The following is an 18,273-nucleotide window of genomic DNA, read 5'->3' as shown; positions in this document are numbered from 1 at the left end:
GAAAGTCTGTCGAAATACGGGTTTTCTTGCATGGCATCGCCAAACAATGGTACAATTCGTGAAAATTGGCACAAAGTTTTACATCACCGTGTCCGAACTTTCTCAAAATACACAACTTCATACCGGAGTGGAACCCAACCGACTTGCCTCGTTTGAGCGCGAGCCGGGAGTTACCTCTATCCGGGTTGAGAACCACATGGCACTGGTCAGTGTTCGCTTCCCCGATGCCATTCCTCAGAGCCGCCTTCGCTTGCTTGATGTGTTGGCCCAAGCCCGCGTCCCTATCAACCAAGTTAAGCTCCTCCCTGAAGGACTGTGTTTTGTCATTAGCGAGAACCATGCCAGCGCTTGCAAAAAGCTCTTGAATGACGAAAAAGGGGAAGTGAGTGTCTTTGGAGACATGGCGCTTATTAGTACGCTCGCAGGGGCAATGCGGGATCTCTCAGGGGTAATCGCACGCATCTGTGAGGCGTTGCTGAGCGCCTCAATTCCCAACCGCCAGGTTGGGGATGCCTACGATGCTGTTCTCTGTTTGGTGCCCTCTGCCGATGCGGAGCGTGCGGTGGCAGCACTGCGTGAGCAGTTCGGCTTGGCCACGGAGGCCGTTGTATGAGAATTCTCGTTCAGAAATTCGGCGGAACCTCGGTTGCGACGGATGAAGCAAGGCAGAAGGCCGCCAGCAAGATCATCCGCGCGGTGCAGGCGGGCTGGCAGGTTGTTGTGGTCGTGAGTGCCATTGGTCGTGCGGGAGCGCCCTACGCCACCGATACGCTGATCCAGACCCTGCGCGATGTTGACCCTGCGGTTCCCCCCGCACCGCGTGAGCTGGACATGATGATGGCCTGTGGTGAGATCATCTCGACCGTGGTCTTGGCCCATGCGCTCCGTGCTGCGGGGCTAGACTCCATCGCGCTCACCGGGCTACAGGCCGGAATTCTCACCAACTACCAGTTTGGCAACGCCCGTATTCTCTCGATCAACCCCGCCTATATTGTGGAGATGCTGGGGCAGGGGAAAGTCGTTTTGGTCGCCGGTTTCCAGGGGGGCACCGAGCGCGGCGCGATCACGACTCTGGGGCGCGGCGGCTCCGATACCACAGCAGCGGCTCTGGGAGCGGCTCTAAAGCCTCATGCAGAGACCGTCGAGGTCGAGATCTACACCGATGTGAACGGCGTCAAGACCGCAGATCCCCGCCACGTGCCTGCGGCGAGAACTCTCCCCCGTGCCACCTACGACGAAGTGGCGGAGATGGCGCACCAGGGTGCGAAAGTCGTCCATCCGCGTGCTGCTGAGATCGCAGGCATTCACGGTGTGCCGCTCTGGGTGAAAAATACGTTTGACGAGGAGCAGGGGACTCTGATCACGGCAGACTCAGGCGGTGGACAGGCGCGCTTTACCGGAGTTACCCATACCGGTAAGCTGGTCTATCTGCGCTTCCCCTTGCCTCTAGATAGCCCGGAGGCGGATCGTGCGCGGGTTGAGGTCGAGGTCTACCGGCTATTAGAGCGTGAGAAGATCGCGGTACAGCTCACCAGCGCCAGTGACACGGACTTTGCGTTTGCGGTCGAGCGGACGCACTTGCCGCGGCTCAAAGAGCTTCTGGATGGCCTGGTACTTCCCGTTCAGCTTGGGGTGGTGCGTCGCCAGCCGCCGTTTGGGACGATCTATCTGCTGGGAGTTGGTCCCAAGGGGAAGGGGTTCACCGCACAAAAAGGACTGCTCGAAGGCGCGAGAGCCTATATCGCTCTTGGTCATGTACAGGCCGATGTGATCGAGAACTGCACGATGGTCTCGGTGATTGCCTCAGGGCTGGAAGACATTCCGGGTGTCGTCCTCCGGATACTGGGAACACTAAACGCGCTAGGAATCCCCGTCTTTCAGATGGCCGACTCGCGTCACTCGATATCAGCGCTGATCCCCGAAGCCGATGCCCAGAAGGCCACACGGGCCCTGCACGAAGAGTTTGGGCTGGGGTGGGAGAAATGAGTGCCAAAAGTGATGCCGAAGAGCTAGCCGAGCCGGAGCTGCCCGCTCGGCCCCGTCTGCCTGAGCCGCCCCAAGTGTCGTATCAGCGTCCCCGCTCCCTCGAAGATCCTGCTGAGCGCTACCTAAAGCGCCGTGGAATCGGGGGAGAAGATGCGGGTAACATGGGAAAGGCCATGGGAATTGGCACGGCTCTCGTGGGCTCGATCATCGGCGGTGTGCTGGTCGGCTGGCTGGTAGACAAGTATCTGATTAAGTCCGCCACTCCCTACGGGCTGATTGTCGGCTTTCTGCTAGGGACGATCTCAGGGTTTGCGAACTTAATCAAGCTTGCAAATGCCCTGAATAAATAGTCGCAAAATGGACGAGACGCGAGAGTATGTGCAGAAAACTCTGCGGGCCGCTGGGATACTGGCGGCGTGTGCAAGTCTCTGTCTGGCGAACTTCGGTTTGCCCTGGGCGATTGTGCCCCTGTTGGCGGGATTGGCGCTGGCTGTGGTACTCTTGCTCGGCTGGTGGGGGTTTATCCAGGCGCTGGTTCAGGCCGCCAAAAAGACGGTCGGAGCGAGTGCGGGTGAAAAAAGTCGGAGAAAGACGCGGACAGTTGCACTGTTTCTGCTGTTTGCTCTGGTAAAATACCCGCTGGTCGGAGCGCTGATCTGGTGGCTTACCCGGGTATGGGCCACGAGAGAGCTGGCGGCGTTCGTGATAGGATTTCTTCTGCTACATGCAGCGATAGCCCTGAGAGCGGTGGGAAAGATTCTCACCGAACAGGGCACGACGGATAAAAAATGAGCTTGGCGATACAACTGAAGCGAATAGGGGCGAGCCTGATCACTCTGGCTCTGACGACGGCACTTGCTTGGGCGCAGGAGCACGGCGGTGAGGCAGGGGGCGAGCACGGCGCAGCAGGCGCACACGGCGCGGCCCATGAAGCGGTCAATCCGCTGGCGGAACATCCGGCATCTTACTACAGCTTCATGGCGATGGGAGTCGGGCTGGCAATTGTCTTCTTCTTCGGCATGCGTGCCAAGAACCTCTCTGCGCGCAATCCCAGCCGAGGACAGCTGCTGGCGGAGCAGGCTGTGGCCTCGATGCAGCACTTTTGCCGCGGCGCGATTGGGCCAGGTGGCGAGAAGTTTACCGCTTTTGTGGGGACGATCTTTGCCTTTGTGCTCTGCTCCAACCTCTGTGGCGTGCTGCCGTTCTATCTGCAAAAAAGCCACGAGCCGGGTGGCCCTGCAGGATCGTTCACGCCCGCTCCGAGCTCCAACCTCTCTCTCACACTGGCGCTGGGCTTCATCGTCTTTGTAATCTTCAATGTGGTGGGAATCAAGGCCAACGGGATCAAAAACTACCTGGCGCACTTCGCCGGTCCCATCCCGTTTCTGGCTCCCCTGCTGTTCCCGATTGAGATCATCGGGGTTCTGGTGCGTCCCATCTCGCTTGGGATGCGACTTTTTGGAAATATCTTCGGGGAAGAGACCGTTATTGCGGTACTCGTGACGATGTCAGCGGCCACGTTTGTGATCCCGCTACACGCCCCGATGCTGGCCTTCGGTGTGTTCGGTGCGATTGTGCAGGCGGGGGTCTTTGCGATCCTGACCTGCTCCTATATCGCACTGGCCATCGGCGATCATGGCGATAGCCATGGTCACGACGAGCATGGTCATGGGCACGACGTACATGGCCATCAGGACGCGGCGCACGCACACTAAACTCGCGTTGCGCGGCAATTTTTTGGAGGAAAATTAAAATGCTGTATCTTGGTCTTCTGGGTCTGGGTGTTGCGATTGGTCTGCCAATCGCCGTTATCGGTGCGGGTCTTGGTCAGGGAAAAGCGGCTGCGGCTGCTCTGGAGGGCGTTGCACGTCAGCCAGAGATGGCTTCCAAGCTCCAGACCATGATGATTATCGCCCTGGCGATTATCGAGTCCCTTGTTATCTACGCCCTGCTGATGTTCTTCATGCTCCAGGGTAAGCTCCCGGCACTCACTGCCGACCAGCTCATGTCGGTGAAGTAGGCTCTACCGACACTCTCTGACGGTGGGGCACGAGCTGCCCCGCCAGGAAAAGACTAGAATACTCATGGCAAATATCCTGAGCGACCTAAACATTGACCCGACGTTGATTGTTGTCAACATCGTGGGCTTTGGTGCGCTCTACGCGATCGCCAAGAAGCTCGTCTTCGATCCCATTGGAACCCTTCTCACCAGTCGCGAGACCGAGATCGCTAGCACCTACGACCGGCTTGATGCCGATCAGCGGGAGATGCAGCGGCTCAAGAGCGACTACGAGTCTCGGCTTGAGTCCATCGAGTCCGAGGCCCGCGAGAAGATCTCCAGTGCGATCAAAGAGGCTCAGGCCACGCGCGATAAGATCGTCAGCGATGCCACGGCACAAGCCCGTGAGATTGTCAGCAAAGCGGAAGCCGATGCCGAACGCGAGCGTGAGCAGGCAATGATCACGCTACGTCAGCAGATCGTAGATCTCGCTCTGGGCGCGACGACCAAAGTGGTCGGCGAGAGCCTGGATGCGGATCGTCATGGCAAGCTGATTGACGAGTACATCGCCAAGGGCGTGGCGGAGGCGTAATGCGCGAAGAGTCTGTCTCCCGTCGCTACGCGGCGGCACTGTTCAACCAGGCCAAGGCAACCAACACGCTGAAGGAAACCTCAGCGGATCTGGCACATGTCGCGGAGGCTCTTGTGGGCAATGCGGCGCTGGCACGCATGATTGGGCACCCTCTGGCGACGGTGAGTCGCAAGAAAATGGTACTTGATGCCGCTTTCTCCAAAGCCGTCTCACCGGCGACCCTTGGGTTTCTGAGCTTGCTGGCCGATAAGCGGCGCATGGACTTGCTCGCCGATGCTAAGACGGAGTTTGACGCCCTTGTCCGGGCACATAACAATGTCGTCTCCGCATCGGCTACCACGGCAGTCCCTCTCAGCGCGGCGCAGCTTGCGGCACTGGAGAAGGCGCTAGAAGCACGCACGGGCAAGGATATCGAGCTGACTACCAGCGTGGATCCTAGCCTGATGGGGGGCATTCTGGTGCGTATTGGCGACACGGTGCTGGATGGCACGGTTAAGGGGAAGCTGGAGCGACTACGCGAGCAGCTTCTTACCAAAAAGTAAAACGGAAAAATTATGGCAGTAAGACCCGATGAAGTCACCAGCATCCTAGAGCGAGAGCTGGCAAGTTATCAGAGCGGGGTCGAGGAAGTCGGCGTCGGTACCGTCCTTCAGGTCGGTGATGGCGTTGCTCGTATCTACGGCCTGAGTGATGTCGCGGTGGCGGAGCTTTTGGAGTTCCCCGGCGGCGTCATGGGAATGGCGCTCAACCTGGAAGAGGACAATGTCGGCGCGATTATTCTTGGCAATGCCGAGGGAATCCGCGAGGGCGACACCGTCAAGCGTACCGGGCGCATTATCGAAGTGCCGGTGGGCGAAGGGCTTGTAGGCCGTGTGGTCAATGCGCTCGGTCAGCCCATTGACGACGGTGGACCTATCGTCGCCGCTGAGCAACGCCTTCTGGAGATCAAAGCTCCCGGCGTTGTGGATCGTCAGCCCGTTAAAGAGCCAATGTACACGGGGATCAAGTCTATTGACTCGATGCTCGCCATTGGCCGTGGACAGCGTGAGCTGATCATTGGCGACCGCCAGACGGGTAAGACCGCGATTGCAATTGACACGATCATCAACCAGAAGGGGCAGGACGTGTTCTGTTTCTACGTGGCGATCGGTCAAAAAGCCTCTACGGTTCGTATGGTCGTTGAGGCGCTTCGCGCCAATGGCGCGATGGAGTACACCACGGTGATCGCCGCCACGGCGTCCGATCCCGCGTCACTCCAGTACCTCTCGCCCTACGCCGGCTGTGCGATGGCGGAGTACTTCCGAGACTCAGGCCGCCACGCCTTGATCATCTACGATGATCTGTCCAAACAAGCCGTCGCGTACCGCCAGGTATCGCTGCTCCTGCGCCGCCCGCCAGGGCGCGAAGCCTACCCGGGCGACGTTTTTTATCTGCACTCCCGGCTTCTGGAGCGCGCCGCCAAGCTCTCCAACGAGCGCGGTGGTGGCTCGCTCACGGCGCTGCCAATCATCGAGACGCAGGCTGGAGACGTTTCTGCCTATATTCCGACCAACGTGATCTCGATCACCGATGGCCAGATCTTCCTTCAGACCGACCTCTTCAACTCGGGCGTTCGCCCGGCCATTGACGTGGGTGTCTCGGTGAGCCGCGTGGGTGGCTCGGCGCAGATCAAGGCGATGAAGGACAAGAAAGTCGGTGGGCGCATCAAGCTGGAGCTGGCACAGTACCGCGAGGTGCAGGCCTTCGCCCAGTTCGCCTCGGATCTTGACAAAGCGACCCAGCACCAGCTCTCCCGTGGCCAGCGCCTCGTCGAGCTGCTCAAGCAAGATCAGTACGCCCCGATGCGTGTGGAGTGGCAGATCATCTCGATCTACTCCGCGACGTCGGGCGCTCTGGACGACCTGCCGGTAGAGTCCGTCCGCAAGTTCGAGAAAGAGTTCCTGGCCTACGTCGCGGACAAGTACCCCGACGTCCCGGTGAAGATCGCCGAGACCAAGACCTTCTCTCAGGACATTGAGGACAACCTGAACCGCGCTCTGGGTGAGTTCAAGGCTACTTTTAATCCGTAAGACCCTCCCCCGGCTCGTTGCTCACCACCCCCTCCCGATAACGGGAGGGGGTTATTTTTTGGTGGCAATGATATTGCCATGAACCGCAGAGGACTTTTGATCACCGGGGCTGGGTTTCTGGCGGGCTGTGTCCCGCTAGACGGCGGCGCAGGTGCTGAGTCAGCGCGAGTAAAGACACAAAAGGATCGAAGAGAATGCTGCAAAGGGATAGCTAGCCTCGTATTGGTACCTACTCTTCGCCACTGAGAGCGTGGCTAGATTTGCGAGTGCGTTGCTCATTTCGTGGGTTGCCGCTCCTGCCAGGCTTTTAGGTAGCGGGCGGCTTTCGCGTTCTGTGCGTTCCAGCGTGGCTCATCTTTGCTGTCGGCGAGGGTGAGGAGGCCCAGGGCGATTGCCTTGAGCACTTTGGTGGTGTTGGGATAGTCCACTTTCTCCCAGTGATCGCCCACACCGTGGTAGTCAGGGTAGACATAGGCAATACACACCGTGTGAGCAGGGATGCCTAAGTCGGCGAGGGCTTGGTTGTCGGAGCGGCCGAAGAAGGCATCGCTGTTTTGGGGGTGCTTACTAATGTCTACTCCGACTGCCTTGCCCGCCGCTGCAAAGATCGGGCCGATATCGGAGAAGTCAAAGCCGGTCATGGAAGCGCCACTCACCCGTGGGCCTTCGCGATCGTCGGTGCGCCCGATCTGCTCCAAATTAAGATGCGCGATTGTTTTTTCTAGCGGGAAGATTGGGTTCTTGCCGTAGTAGCGTGAGCCCAATAGACCGCGCTCCTCGCCGAAAAACGTCATGAAGACAATGCTGCGCTTGGGCCGCACCTTCAGTGTGCTCAGCGCCTGCGCCAGCTCGATCACCCCCACGGTGCCACTGCCATCGTCGTTGGCCCCGTTAAAGATCTTATCGTCGCCGGGAGCGTTCGGGTTCATTCCGATATGGTCGTAGTGCGCCGTGACGATAATATAGCTGTCTTTGAGCTTCGGATCGGAGCCGCGTAGTACCCCGATCACGTTGGAAACCGGCTTTTCTTCGTCGGAGCCGCGTGCCTTGAGAGTCGTGGTCTGAAAGTAGCTCTCCCCACTCTCCGTCTTGATGCCCGGCTCTAGGCCCGCCTTACGAAACTGCGCGGCAATAAACTCAGCGGCAATCGTCAGCCCTGGTGAGGGTGTCGCCCGGCCCTCCAGCGCATCCGACGCTAGAAACGAGAGGTTGCCTTTGAGCGAGTCGGGCGAGATGCGCTCCAGCGCGGCGCGTCGATCAGGGCTTAGCTCCGGCTTCCAGTTTTGAGTAATGGGCTTCTGGGGAAGAGGGGCGAAAAAGACGAGGGCAGGGAGAAAGTACATGTATCAGGGTTCGGCGAAAGGAGGCAGGAATCCTCTGCAAGCGTGGCGAACCCAAGCGCATGGACGAGCAGCAACGGCGCTTTTTTGAGACATTCGGCTACATTGGTCTCCCCGGTCTTCTTTCGGACTGTATCGGGGAGATCATCGATGGGTTTGAGGCGATCTGGGTAGAAAACGGTGGTGGTCACGCGGGTCGCCCCCACGAAGGCACGGCCCGCTCGTGCATCGCACAGTTTCTGGATCATCACGAGCGGCTCTGCGCCCTGCTCGACGATCCGCGCATTCTGGGAATCGCCAAGGCGCTCTGCGGCGACGACTTCAACTACATGGGCAGTGATGGCAACTACTATGTCGGGGATACCGGCTGGCACTCCGACGGCTGGCACCGGCAGCTTCGTCATATCAAGATCGCCTTCTACCTCGACCCGCTCACCCGCGACACCGGCTGCCTGCGCGTGATCCCCGGAAGCCATCGGATCGGGGAGGGCTATACAGAGGACCTGCAAGTCAGCCTCCGCCAGAGCCGCGACTTGTGGGGTATCACCGGCCCGGAAGTGCCCGCGATTGCCCTAGAAACTCAGCCCGGCGATGTGCTGGTCTTCAACCATAACACCAAGCACGCCGCATTTGGCGGCGGCACCCGGCGGCGCATGTTCACCATGAATCTCTGCGAGCGCTACCCCGACGAAAAATTACAAGAGCTGCGCGACTACCTCAGCGGTGGTGCCCGCTTCTGGGTGGAGAGCGCCTACCACGAGACCCTAATCGCCACCGCCACGCCCGAGCGCCTGCGGCACCTGGAGCAAGTGCGCGCCAACGACGGCCACCTCGCCGAGCTCGCCCGCGCGGCTCGCGAGAAGATGAATGAGCCTTCGCGGGGGTGACCTTGGTTCCCGCCCGATAGACTATTTCTCAATCGCCGCACGCTTGGTCTGCACGGCCTTGAGCTTCTCGTTGTCGAACTTGGGCTGGCGGTCGAACGTGTAGACCCCGTTCTCCTCTGGGTAGATGTCGGTGAGCTGGGTGTAGCAGTAGCCGAACATCTTGGGATCATTGAGCAACACACCGCAGAGGCCCTCGAAACGGGCGTAGAACTCGTCGAGGCTCTTGACGCGCTCGCCGTAGCCCCAGCTCTCCTTGTTGTCGAAGGCCGCCGGGTTCCACCAGATGCCACCAAACTCCGAGCAGAAGTAGGGCTGACCGCCGTAGGGGATATTGGTTGGCTTGCCGTCCCAGCCGTTGTTGATGTAGGGCTTGCCGTCGGCGAGGCCCGCCATGTTCGCGGCGAATTTTTCCGGGTTCTGCTCGTAGTCGTGGGAGTCGTAGAGATCGGACTCGCGCACTCTATGGGCATACCCCGACGTGTCCAAAACGGGGCGCGTGGTATCGGCGAGCTTGGTGGCCAGCCACATCGCACGGGTCACGTCGTCGAGCGGACGAATCTGGTCGGAGTTCTCCTGGAAGGTCTCGTTCAGTGGGCACCAGCCGACGATGCTGGGGTGCGAGTAGTCCCGCTCGACAGCCTCCAGCCACTGCGCGATGTAGCTGGCATCGGGCTGCTGGTGGTTGGTGGAGGGCCCAAAGCCGCTACAGCCCCAGTCGCCAAACTCGCCCCAGACTAAGTAGCCGAGCTTGTCGGCCCAGTAGAAGAAGCGCTCCTCAAAGACTTTTTGGTGCAGCCGCGCCCCGTTAAAGCCCGCCGCAATGCTGCGCTCAATATCCAAGCGAAGCTCGTCGTCGCTAGGCGCCGTCATCACCGACTCGGGCCAGTAGCCCTGATCCAGCACGGTGCGCTGGAAGACAATCTCGCCATTGAGCTTAAACGCCATCCCCGAGAGTGCGACACTTCTCAAACCAGCGTAGCTCTCCACGGAGTCGAGCACGGTATCCCCCTGCGTGAGGGTCAGCGTGACACCGTAGAGGTGCGGATCGGTCGTGTTCCAGACACGCTTGCGGTCCTCGGGAACGTCTAAGATAAGCCGCGCTGCAAAGTCCAGATCGGCGCGCACGGTTGCGCTGGAGACCACACCGCTCGCATCGGTGAGCGTCGCGGTGACGGTCAGTCCCTTAAGATTCGGCCCCGGCCCGTGGGCGGTCAGCGGCACGACCAGCTCGAAGCGGGAGCTGGCCAAGTCCGGCGTGATGCGTGGGCGCTTCATGGCGATATCGCTCACCGGCTCCAGCCAGACGGTCTGCCAGATTCCCGTCGTGCGGGTGTAGAAGCAGGCGTAGGGCGCGAACTTATTGGCCTGCTTGCCGCGTGCCTGAGGCACCCCGTGCTTGTCGCGAGCCCGCACCACAAGGGTCACGGTCTGCCCAGCGCACTTGCCTAGATTCGCAGAGAAGGGCGTAAAGCCCCCGCGGTGGCGTGCTACTTCCACCCCATCAGCCCAGACCGTCGTGTCGTAGTCGCAGGCCCCAAAGTGCAGCAACACGGTCTTCTCACCCCACGCCGCCGGAACCACGACTTCCTTGCGATACCAGACCGCGTTCAGAAAGTCCACGTGCTCCAGCCCGGAGAGCTTGGACTCGGGGCAAAACGGAACGGTGATCGTCCCCGCTAGCGCCCGGTCTTTCACCCCACGCTCGATGCCAGAGTCGCCGTAGTCCGCCTCGAACTGCCACGTCCCATTCAAATTCAGCCAGTCCACCCGCACAAACTGTGGGCGGGGATACTCAGGTCTTGGAATGCTCATGGCAGACAGAGTACCCGAAACTCACGCCGCCGGGAATGGCCCAATCGCACATGGGCCTTCGCGAAACGCACTTCACTGTAGGAAGCAGAACAATGATGAATCGTCAGGTTCATGAAGGTATGTTACAGGGAAGCGGTCCTCTCTGCAGTTGTACAAGTTTGGCGAGCCGTTTGTAGATGGGGCCGCCGGGGATATACCAGCTGGCGATCTTGCGGACTACGGGGTGCGGGTCGTGGGTGTGGGCGTGCTGGAGGGCGGGGAGGACGGCGGGGTGACGCAGAACACTGGGGCCGAGGAGTCCGGCGGCCATCTGGCGCACCCAGCGGCTCTCGTCCTCAATCAGCATCTTAGCGGCGACGGGGATCACGTCGTCTTCGCCGGGGCGGCAGGTGCCTTCCTTGCAGCGGTCGCAGGCCAGCGCGTGCAGAGCCCATGCGCAGACTTTCTCGTGGGGATGGTCGAGGTTGGCGAGCAGGTCGGGGATGGCCTCGGTATCGAGGTGGTGGTCCAGGATCACGCAGCAGCCGACCCGTACCGTGGGGTCGGGGTGATGCAAGCCCTCCCGCAGCGCCGTGCTCGCCAGCGCTCCCGCCACCATCAGGGAGCGCTGGGCGGCCTTGGCACGGTGCTTCACCCCAAGCTCCTCAACCCACTGACGATGCGTATCCGTCATGGCTCTACTGAATGGTCCCCATGTACTTTTCGTAGTTCTGGATGTAGTCGTCGAGGTTTTCTTCCAGCATCTTGCGGTACTGCTCGCAGAAGTACTCCAGTGTCTCCTCGCGGCCTTTTGCCATCTCGGTGCGCGACGTGTAGCCGGTGGCGGTTACCCAGGCATTGAAGCGGGCGGCAGCGTAGAGCATCGAGGCGCTCACCTTGCCGTGGCTAACTTCTCGGGAAATCTGCTCGTTGGAGAGCTTGATGTGGGCATCTGCCCGCTTAAAAAAAGTCTCGTCCGCTTTGTTTGCCATGGCTCCATTTTAGCATGATCAGGAGCTAGGAATAAAGAGCATGTCGCTGAGCTGATGTTTTTCTCGCTGCCAGCCGCCCTTCAAGAACTCAAAACGGTAGCCACGCTCGGTTAAGAAGCGGGTGATATTCTCATAAATTTCCCCTTCTCGGACTTCGGCAAGAATGACGGGTCTTGCTTCCCGTAGGACGCGATCCGCCCCAAAGAGGACACGATCCTCTGCCCCTTCGACATCAATTTTTATGAACTTAGGGCTAGGAAAGCCCTGCTTATAGACAAAGTCATCGAGGGTAATGGCATCTACTTTGATAAGAGTCGCATCATCGGGGGTAGATTTTGTGGCAATATGCCCCACAAGAGAGTACTCAAAGGTCGCAAATGTCAGCTCACCGGTAGAGTCACTGATGGCTTTTTGAATGGGAGTTGCGACAGAGAGGCTATTGTCTTGAATATTGTTACTCAGTGCCATGAAGTTAGCGGGATCGGGCTCGAAAGAAAAAACAGCCCCGTTTGATTGTACTAACTTTGACATCACCAAGGTGAAGTATCCCGCATTGGCTCCAATATCATAAACCGTATCACCCGGTTTAATTAGGCGCTGCATAGATCGCACGATATGTGTCTCATAGCTACCAAGAGCAAAGGAGAGTCTCTCCAACTTAGGCATGGAAAAAGACATGCCTTGAAGGAAGCCCCCAAGCACTCTGGTGCGATAGAGCACTGACTCTTTTGAGGCCGTTGATTGCATTATGGTGGGATGGCAGACACTTCGCAGTACGAGCGCCTTGATTTTTTTGCTATAAGTATTCATGGGTTTTGGATGAAGGCTAGGCAAGAATCAAACCAAAAGCCCTAAACACGGCAAATAAAATTTAGAGTGCAGAAGTAGAGAGTAGACTTAGATGCCTATGCCTTGAGAATGTTCTCGATAGGCTCTGGCCGGTGGAGCAAGTAGCCCTGCGCGAAGTCTATGCCGATCTCACGCAAGCGGGCGAGGGTTTCGGGGCGGTCTACAAACTCGGCGATGGTCTTGACACCAATCACTTGAGCCACTTCCACAAAGCAGCGCACGGTGGCATCGTTGAGGCGATCTTCGGTGAGGTTGCGGATGAACTGGCCGTCTATTTTGAGCACGTCTACCGCGAGGTTCTTGAGATATCCAAACGAAGAAGCGCCTGCCCCAAAGTCATCGAGCGCGATACGAACCCCGAGTGCACGGACTTGCGCAATAAAGACCGCCGCATCGGTCATGTGAGTCACGGCGGTGGTCTCGGTAAGCTCTAGACACAGGCGCTGGCAGAGACGAGAGCCGCCTCGCTGAGGCTCCCTTCGCGGAGCAAGAGCGGCCAGAGATGGGTCTGTAGAAAGATGCGGCTCGCGGGAGGAAAGAGCACCTCCATCGGCTGGCCGTGCCAAGTGTCGTCGGTTCCCCCGATAATGGCCCGTAGAGCTCCGTTCACTATGAGCACGGAGCCCTTTTCATCCGTGATAAGCGCCGCGCAGGGCAGCTCATTGAGAAGGATCATGCTCTGAGATACTCATGCATGGCCGCCACGACCGGGCCTGGGGTGCTCCTGTGGGCACAGTGTCCCAAGATATCGAGCACTTTCAGCGTGCTCTGGGATAAGTGTGCATGAACCTGCTTAAAGCTTATTTTACACTCTCAAGAGTAAGTCGCCATCGCCGGGCGGTACTGTGTGGACTTTGGAGACTTTCCCCGTGGCGGCGCTTTTGTGGGGCGCATCGAGCTGTATCTCAAAAGACTTGGCATCGGGCAGGACGCAGACGATGCGGCCTTTGTCAAAATCTCTATACCAGCCCAGCGGGTGCGATTTTTCTGCCATCCCCAGCGGCGTGCCGCGCTCTAAGGGCTTGCCCAGTGATTTATTCCAAAAATCATACCAGCGGTGGCGGTGATCGGGAGTGGGCAGCTCATTGGGATCGGAGAAGAGGCAGTAGCCATCGGAGAGACAGAGCGTGAGGGTGGAGACAAGGCGCATGAGTGCTCTGTCGTCGCGGCTCTTGTGGTACCAGCTCTCCACGCAGTTGATCCGTGGCTGCCTCAGGCTTCGCTCCGCCCAGCTCAGGGTCTGTGCAATCCGCCGCCAGTCGTCGGGGGTCTTGGTGCGGTAGCACTCCATAAAGTAGCCATTGACAAAAGGCGCCGTACGCGGTGTCTGCCGGTCGTTAGCGTTGGCAAGAATTAAAGCGCTCGGCCCGATTGCCTCCCGAATGGCTTTGACCAGTGCCAGCCGCTCGTCGTCGTCTTGCCACCAGTCCAGCATCACGCCATCCAGTGCGCCACTTGCCACGGCTGCCTTTGCCTGCGCCGCGACTTGCGCCCGAAACGCGGGATTGGCAAAGTCAAGCAGAAAGTAGCCGCCCTCTTCCCAGCCCGGCGCTCGCTTGCCGTCTTTGCCACGCCTCCACCAGGCATGATCCTCGGGAAGATAGCTCGTGTGGGCATCTCGGTAGCGAATCTCCGCGATCAGCACCGTGTTCGGGTTGTTTTTAAGAAGCTCCGCCCGGCGCTTCTTGGCAACTTCGATGCTCTCGGGCGTAAAGCCATCGGCCAGGCCCGTGGGCTGCTTGCTCCAGCGCAGGCCAAAGAACTCGATGCCATGAAAGACCAGATCGTGCCGGGCAAGCATCGCCTCGGCGGCAATCCCTCTGGGCTCATCCGCGGGATTCCACGCCTGAAACACCGAGGGAAATCCCCGCTCCGCAATCCGTCGCGCCAGAGGCTTCTCGCTCATAGAGCATTGTAGCCCGTTGCGTAACAAATTTCCCGTATGGGGGATCTTTTTTGTGCGGTTTGGGGCGCGAGTGGACACCGCTTTCGCCTATTCTGGCGGAAAAAATAGCTTTATCGGGAACGGATAGGGCTCTCAGCCCGTTGGGTTTGGCGTGGAGCTAGACCGACTCTCGGAATCAAAAACGCGTGATGAAGCCGCTCAAGCTGTTGCCAAGGCGCTTGCAGGATGCTTTGTCGGTTCTGCGGTGCCCTCCTCGTTTGTGGGAGGACGGCGTGCAGGGCTTAAGCAGCTGCGGGTCTTCAATGCCCAGAGCTACGCCACGACACGAAATGCAGTGGGAGAGCACTCAGGGGTCTCGAAGCTCTCGCCCTATATCCGCCACGGCTGTATCACGCTGACGGAGGCTAGAGCCCATGTCGTTGCGCAGCTTGGCGCAGGCCACTCTGTGAAGTGGATTCAGGAGCTTGCCTGGAGGCAGTTCTGGCAGCTTCTCTACGCCCGTGACGGGGAGAAGATCTACGAGAACTACGAGGAGGCGAAGGTGCCTCTGGGGCACGATAGCTCTCTGCCACGTGACATTGCCGACGCACGAACGGGACTGCACTGTATGGATCGCTCGCTGGAGCAGCTCTACACAACGGGCTACCTGTACAACCACGCCCGAATGTGGGTTGCCTCGTATCTGATCCACCACCGCAAGCTCGACTGGCGTGTGGGAGCGCGGCTTTTCCACACCTTTCTGCTCGACGGCGACCCCGCCGCAAACACCCTCTCCTGGCAGTGGATCGCCTCGACGTTTTCCAGCAAGCCGTACTTTTTCAACCGGGAGAATGTCGAGAAGTTTAGCCGGGAGCGGGTCTCTGGCGAGACGCTCTGCACAGGCTGCCCCGCAGCCAAAACCAAGAGCTGTCCCTTCGATGCCTCCTACGAGGCTCTGGAGACGCGGCTCTTCGGGACGCAGCAGCGACGGGAGCCGAGGAGATACCAGCGATGATTCTCTGGTTGCATGAGGAGCACCTCTCCGAAGAAAACCCGGCACTCCGAGCGTATCCCGAGGCTCCTGTGGCCTTTGTCTTTGACCAGCCTGCTCTCGTGCAGGAGCCTCTCGCCTTTACCCGGCTCTTCTTTCTCTACGAGTGCGTTGGTGATGTCTTTGCCACGCGCTCCGGGCCAACGAGCCTACGCCTTGGCACGGTTCCCGATGAGCTCGCTGCGTTTGCCACGCAGCACCAGACCCGCTCTCTGGTGACCACGTTTGCACCTGGAGCGCGGTTTGCGGGGCATGTCGCTGCGCTGGAGGCTGCGGGGCTGACCGTGACCGTGCTGACCGTGCCCTCGCTGGTCACCTACGACGCACGCCGCGTTCCAAATCGTTTCTCTGCCTGGTGGCGCGAGGTGGAGAAGCAGGCTCTGGGTAGCTCCTAAGTGACACTCTTGGTGCTGGGCGACCAGCTCTCTTTCGACTATCTCGCCGCGCTCGGGGGCGTGCCAGGACGCGATACTATCTTGATGGTGGAAGATCCCCTACTGGTCGCCCGCCGCCCCTATCACCGAAAGAAAATTGTCCTCGTCTGGTCGGCGATGCGCCACTTTGCACAGGAGTGCCACACCGCAGGGTGGGAGGTGGTCTATGCGCGAGGAGGCTCGCTGGCAGACCTCCTCGCACAAGTGCAGGGGGAGTGCGTCTGCATTCAGCCACGGGAGAAAGGCATTCGCCCCCTTCTTCAGGCGAGCAACGTGCGCATCGTCCCCGATCCCTACTGGAGTGTCACGCCTGCGGAGTTTGCCGCGTGGCTTATCGTGCATCCCAACCCCAAACTGGAGGACTTCTACCGCTGGCGGCGACGTGTCAGTGGGGTCTTGATGGAGGCGAAGAAGCCAGTGGGGGGAGCGTGGAACTACGATAAGGAGAACCGTAAGCCCTTTCCTAAGACCCACCAGCCCATACCTCGTTTTATCGTCCCGCCAGACACGATCACCCAAGAGGTGATGCAAGAAGTTGCCCAGCTGCCAAAGCTCACCGGCTCGGTGGAGGGCTTTGACTTCCCCGTCACTCGCATGCAGGCACAGGCTTTGCTCACAGACTTTATCGCGCAGCGGCTAGCACTTTTTGGCCCCTATGAAGACGCGATGAGCGCCAAAGACCCCTACGGCTACCACTCGCTGCTCTCACTGCCGCTGAACCTGTCGCTTCTCTCGCCGCAAGAGTGCGTACAAGCCGCTCTGGATGCCTTGGCGCAGGGCACTGCGCCCCTCGCCTCCGTCGAGGGATTCGTGCGTCAGATTCTTGGCTGGCGTGAGTTTCTCTACCATCTCTACGAAGCCTTCCCAGGAGACTACCACCAGGCCAATGTGCTTGGGCAGAACAACCCTCTGCCCGAGTTTTACTGGAGCGGCGACACGCCGATGCACTGCCTGAGCCATGTGGTCCGCCAGGTGCTAGAGAGTGGCTACAGTCACCATATCGAGCGCCTGATGATCCTAGGAAACTTTGCACTCCTGGCGGGGGTGAGCCCGAGCGCTCTCAATGAGTGGTTCTGGTGCTGCTACCTAGATGCCTACGACTGGGTCGTGACCCCCAACGTGATCGGAATGAGCCAGTTTGCCGATGGAGGATGGGTAGCAACCAAGCCCTATATTTCCAGTGGTGCCTATATCTCCCGCATGAGTAACTACTGCAAAGAGTGTGTCTTTGATCCCAAAGACGCCACGAGTGAGAGTGCCTGCCCCTTCACGACCCTCTACTGGGCATTTCTCATTGAGCGCGAGACCGACGCGCCGCTCTCGGGGCGCATGGCACAGAACTACTTTGGACTGCGCGGTAAATCCCTTGAGGAGCGCGCGGCAATATTAGAGCGTAAGAAAGGACTCCAAAAACTACGATGAGCTACGCACGTGCCCGCCTCTGGCTGGGAATCACAGGAGTGGGAACTTTGGTGACTCTCTCAGCCCTCTTGCTTTTGTTCCAGCTCCCGCAGCGGTTTTTATTAGCTCAGCCCGCCGCTCTCTCCGTGGAGCTACGAGAGCTATTTTTTGTCCTGGTCGCCTACGCGGCGATCAGTGCGCCGTTTGATTTCTTCGGGGGCTTCGTTCTGCCTGGTGAGTTCGGGCGGAGCCGAGAGAGCTTCTCGGCGTTTTTCCCGCGCTGGCTGCGTGGCGTGGTGCTACACTGCGGCCTCTTGCTGGGCTTTGGATTATTGCTGCTCAGTGCCGCACGAGTGGGTGGCACACTGCTCGCGCTCGGGGTGTTCTGTGGGCTTCAGATTGCGCTACTCATCCTACAGCCGCTTCTGGCTGCGCTCCTGGGGGGGCTACGCTCTCACGAGAAGAGCCTGGTCTCGGGCGGGGGGCACTACCTCACCGGAGCGATCACGGGGCTGCCGGGGCGCGAGCGGGTGCTGATCCCTTCGCACTGGCAGGAGACGCTCACGCCGGAGCAGCTCCACGTGGTTCTCTTGCGCAAGCGGGGGGCGATTGAGAGCGGCGCACGGACGCGGGGTTTGCTACTGGCCTTTGGCTGGAACCTGGCGGGCTTCTGCCTGGCGCTGGCGCTCACGGGTGGGCTTGCGTCGGTGGGGCAGCTGGTGACGGTGAGCCTCTGGTTTACGCTTTGGTCGTTTCTCGGAGTGCTCCTGCTCCCTGCTCCCTCCCAAAATGGCGTCTTTGAGGCCGATGCGTATGCCTTTAAGAACGGCGCGAGTCGTGAGGTCTTAGAGAGCGTGATCCGGCAGCTCGATGCGCTCCAAGACGATGAGCCAGCCCGCAGTGAGCGGGTGGAGCGGATCTTTCACCCACTTCCCTCGGTCGAGCGGCGGCTCCAGCGCTTGGGTGTTTCTCACTCTGGCTCTGGCTCGGGAGCTTG

The 18,273-nt window shown here is 59.6% G+C and carries 22 protein-coding genes; 14 read left to right on the top strand and 8 right to left on the bottom strand.

Annotated elements, in window-relative coordinates; translation table 11 throughout:
- Positions 1-127 precede the first annotated feature (127 nt).
- The 9 genes from AC1XOS_RS08400 to atpA all read left to right on the top strand — a co-directional run bounded on the left by AC1XOS_RS08400 (position 128) and on the right by atpA (position 6,646).
- Complete coding sequence (locus AC1XOS_RS08400; protein WP_481961767.1) at positions 128-613, top strand: ACT domain-containing protein; 486 nt, start codon at positions 128-130, stop codon at positions 611-613.
- Positions 610-1,986, top strand: coding sequence for an aspartate kinase (locus AC1XOS_RS08395; RefSeq protein ID WP_481961766.1), 1,377 nt, complete (start codon positions 610-612; stop codon positions 1,984-1,986). Before AC1XOS_RS08400 ends, AC1XOS_RS08395 begins: the two co-directional genes overlap by 4 nt.
- Positions 1,983-2,336 carry an AtpZ/AtpI family protein gene (locus AC1XOS_RS08390; RefSeq protein ID WP_481961765.1) on the top strand — a complete coding sequence of 118 codons (354 nt, stop codon included), beginning with the start codon at positions 1,983-1,985 and terminating at the stop codon, positions 2,334-2,336. Before AC1XOS_RS08395 ends, AC1XOS_RS08390 begins: the two co-directional genes overlap by 4 nt.
- 7 nt (positions 2,337-2,343) lie before the next feature.
- Entirely contained in the window at positions 2,344-2,778 is a 435-nt protein-coding gene (locus tag AC1XOS_RS08385) for a hypothetical protein (protein ID WP_481961764.1), read from the top strand.
- A gap of 2 nt (positions 2,779-2,780) precedes the next feature.
- Positions 2,781-3,701, top strand: a complete 921-nt coding sequence (gene atpB, locus AC1XOS_RS08380; RefSeq protein WP_481961763.1) for a F0F1 ATP synthase subunit A — start codon at positions 2,781-2,783, stop codon at positions 3,699-3,701.
- 38 nt (positions 3,702-3,739) lie between these two features.
- A complete protein-coding gene (gene atpE / locus AC1XOS_RS08375) occupies positions 3,740-4,006 on the top strand; it encodes an ATP synthase F0 subunit C (protein ID WP_481961762.1) in 267 nt (88 codons plus the stop codon).
- Between the two features lie 64 nt (positions 4,007-4,070).
- On the top strand, positions 4,071-4,577 hold the full coding sequence (gene atpF / locus AC1XOS_RS08370) for a F0F1 ATP synthase subunit B (RefSeq protein WP_481961761.1): 507 nt from the start codon (positions 4,071-4,073) through the stop codon (positions 4,575-4,577).
- The gene (locus AC1XOS_RS08365) at positions 4,577-5,119 is read left to right on the top strand and encodes a F0F1 ATP synthase subunit delta (protein ID WP_481961760.1); all 543 of its coding nucleotides are present in this window, start codon (positions 4,577-4,579) and stop codon (positions 5,117-5,119) included. The genes atpF and AC1XOS_RS08365 overlap by 1 nt, the downstream gene beginning before the upstream one ends.
- Before the next feature lie 12 nt (positions 5,120-5,131).
- Positions 5,132-6,646 carry a F0F1 ATP synthase subunit alpha gene (atpA, locus tag AC1XOS_RS08360; protein WP_481961759.1) on the top strand — a complete coding sequence of 505 codons (1,515 nt, stop codon included), beginning with the start codon at positions 5,132-5,134 and terminating at the stop codon, positions 6,644-6,646.
- Positions 6,647-6,921: 275 nt separating this feature from the next.
- On the opposite strand, the gene AC1XOS_RS08355 is transcribed toward atpA, so the two are convergent.
- The gene (locus tag AC1XOS_RS08355) at positions 6,922-7,989 is read right to left on the bottom strand and encodes a M28 family peptidase (protein ID WP_481961758.1); all 1,068 of its coding nucleotides are present in this window, start codon (positions 7,987-7,989) and stop codon (positions 6,922-6,924) included.
- Between the two features lie 59 nt (positions 7,990-8,048).
- On the opposite strand from AC1XOS_RS08355, the gene AC1XOS_RS08350 reads away from it, so the two are divergent.
- A complete protein-coding gene (locus AC1XOS_RS08350) occupies positions 8,049-8,873 on the top strand; it encodes a phytanoyl-CoA dioxygenase family protein (protein ID WP_481961757.1) in 825 nt (274 codons plus the stop codon).
- Positions 8,874-8,894: 21 nt separating this feature from the next.
- Here the strand turns inward: AC1XOS_RS08350 and AC1XOS_RS08345 are convergent, their stop codons facing one another.
- From AC1XOS_RS08345 to AC1XOS_RS08315, 7 genes are all read right to left on the bottom strand, one after another.
- The gene (locus tag AC1XOS_RS08345; protein ID WP_481961756.1) at positions 8,895-10,685 is read right to left on the bottom strand and encodes a glycoside hydrolase family 2 protein; all 1,791 of its coding nucleotides are present in this window, start codon (positions 10,683-10,685) and stop codon (positions 8,895-8,897) included.
- A 109-nt stretch (positions 10,686-10,794) separates the two neighbouring features.
- Entirely contained in the window at positions 10,795-11,358 is a 564-nt protein-coding gene (locus AC1XOS_RS08340) for a HEAT repeat domain-containing protein (protein WP_481961755.1), read from the bottom strand.
- Positions 11,359-11,362: 4 nt separating this feature from the next.
- A complete protein-coding gene (locus AC1XOS_RS08335; protein WP_481961754.1) occupies positions 11,363-11,656 on the bottom strand; it encodes a DUF3144 domain-containing protein in 294 nt (97 codons plus the stop codon).
- A gap of 18 nt (positions 11,657-11,674) precedes the next feature.
- On the bottom strand, positions 11,675-12,259 hold the full coding sequence (locus AC1XOS_RS08330; protein WP_481961753.1) for an FkbM family methyltransferase: 585 nt from the start codon (positions 12,257-12,259) through the stop codon (positions 11,675-11,677).
- Positions 12,260-12,561: 302 nt separating this feature from the next.
- Positions 12,562-12,906 (bottom strand): EAL domain-containing protein, encoded by a 345-nt coding sequence (locus tag AC1XOS_RS08325; RefSeq protein ID WP_481961768.1) that lies wholly within the window; start codon positions 12,904-12,906, stop codon positions 12,562-12,564.
- 29 nt (positions 12,907-12,935) lie between these two features.
- On the bottom strand, positions 12,936-13,181 hold the full coding sequence (locus tag AC1XOS_RS08320; RefSeq protein ID WP_481961752.1) for a hypothetical protein: 246 nt from the start codon (positions 13,179-13,181) through the stop codon (positions 12,936-12,938).
- Positions 13,182-13,310: 129 nt separating this feature from the next.
- On the bottom strand, positions 13,311-14,411 hold the full coding sequence (locus AC1XOS_RS08315; RefSeq protein WP_481961751.1) for a hypothetical protein: 1,101 nt from the start codon (positions 14,409-14,411) through the stop codon (positions 13,311-13,313).
- Between the two features lie 151 nt (positions 14,412-14,562).
- Here AC1XOS_RS08315 and AC1XOS_RS08310 point away from each other — a divergent pair, with 151 nt between their 5' ends.
- The 4 genes from AC1XOS_RS08310 to AC1XOS_RS08295 form a co-directional block, all read left to right on the top strand.
- Positions 14,563-15,405: an FAD-binding domain-containing protein gene (locus AC1XOS_RS08310; protein ID WP_481961750.1), complete on the top strand. Its 843-nt coding sequence runs from the start codon at positions 14,563-14,565 to the stop codon at positions 15,403-15,405.
- Entirely contained in the window at positions 15,402-15,836 is a 435-nt protein-coding gene (locus AC1XOS_RS08305; protein WP_481961749.1) for a hypothetical protein, read from the top strand. The genes AC1XOS_RS08310 and AC1XOS_RS08305 overlap by 4 nt, the downstream gene beginning before the upstream one ends.
- Positions 15,837-17,297, top strand: a complete 1,461-nt coding sequence (locus AC1XOS_RS08300) for a cryptochrome/photolyase family protein (RefSeq protein WP_481961748.1) — start codon at positions 15,837-15,839, stop codon at positions 17,295-17,297.
- Positions 17,294-18,273: hypothetical protein (locus AC1XOS_RS08295; protein WP_481961747.1), on the top strand; the 980-nt coding region annotated here is incomplete at its 3' end. The genes AC1XOS_RS08300 and AC1XOS_RS08295, both read left to right, overlap by 4 nt.

It is taken from the genome of Armatimonas sp. (assembly GCF_964826245.1).
The sequence above is the reverse complement of the archived record's forward strand: the minus strand, read 5'-3'. Positions and strand labels throughout refer to the sequence as shown.

What these genes read in the sequence shown, in the direction of transcription:
- AC1XOS_RS08395 (WP_481961766.1), top strand. Translation starts at nt 610, where the DNA reads ATGAGAATTCTCGTTCAGAAATTCGGCGGAACCTCGGTTGCGACGGAT.
- AC1XOS_RS08390 (WP_481961765.1), top strand. Translation starts at nt 1,983, where the DNA reads ATGAGTGCCAAAAGTGATGCCGAAGAGCTAGCCGAGCCGGAGCTGCCC.
- AC1XOS_RS08385 (WP_481961764.1), top strand. Translation starts at nt 2,344, where the DNA reads ATGGACGAGACGCGAGAGTATGTGCAGAAAACTCTGCGGGCCGCTGGG.
- atpE (WP_481961762.1), top strand. Translation starts at nt 3,740, where the DNA reads ATGCTGTATCTTGGTCTTCTGGGTCTGGGTGTTGCGATTGGTCTGCCA.
- atpF (WP_481961761.1), top strand. Translation starts at nt 4,071, where the DNA reads ATGGCAAATATCCTGAGCGACCTAAACATTGACCCGACGTTGATTGTT.
- AC1XOS_RS08365 (WP_481961760.1), top strand. Translation starts at nt 4,577, where the DNA reads ATGCGCGAAGAGTCTGTCTCCCGTCGCTACGCGGCGGCACTGTTCAAC.
- atpA (WP_481961759.1), top strand. Translation starts at nt 5,132, where the DNA reads ATGGCAGTAAGACCCGATGAAGTCACCAGCATCCTAGAGCGAGAGCTG.
- AC1XOS_RS08355 (WP_481961758.1), bottom strand. Translation starts at nt 7,989, where the DNA reads ATGTACTTTCTCCCTGCCCTCGTCTTTTTCGCCCCTCTTCCCCAGAAG.
- AC1XOS_RS08350 (WP_481961757.1), top strand. Translation starts at nt 8,049, where the DNA reads ATGGACGAGCAGCAACGGCGCTTTTTTGAGACATTCGGCTACATTGGT.
- AC1XOS_RS08345 (WP_481961756.1), bottom strand. Translation starts at nt 10,685, where the DNA reads ATGAGCATTCCAAGACCTGAGTATCCCCGCCCACAGTTTGTGCGGGTG.
- AC1XOS_RS08340 (WP_481961755.1), bottom strand. Translation starts at nt 11,358, where the DNA reads ATGACGGATACGCATCGTCAGTGGGTTGAGGAGCTTGGGGTGAAGCAC.
- AC1XOS_RS08335 (WP_481961754.1), bottom strand. Translation starts at nt 11,656, where the DNA reads ATGGCAAACAAAGCGGACGAGACTTTTTTTAAGCGGGCAGATGCCCAC.
- AC1XOS_RS08330 (WP_481961753.1), bottom strand. Translation starts at nt 12,259, where the DNA reads ATGCAGCGCCTAATTAAACCGGGTGATACGGTTTATGATATTGGAGCC.
- AC1XOS_RS08325 (WP_481961768.1), bottom strand. Translation starts at nt 12,906, where the DNA reads ATGACCGATGCGGCGGTCTTTATTGCGCAAGTCCGTGCACTCGGGGTT.
- AC1XOS_RS08320 (WP_481961752.1), bottom strand. Translation starts at nt 13,181, where the DNA reads ATGATCCTTCTCAATGAGCTGCCCTGCGCGGCGCTTATCACGGATGAA.
- AC1XOS_RS08315 (WP_481961751.1), bottom strand. Translation starts at nt 14,411, where the DNA reads ATGAGCGAGAAGCCTCTGGCGCGACGGATTGCGGAGCGGGGATTTCCC.
- AC1XOS_RS08305 (WP_481961749.1), top strand. Translation starts at nt 15,402, where the DNA reads ATGATTCTCTGGTTGCATGAGGAGCACCTCTCCGAAGAAAACCCGGCA.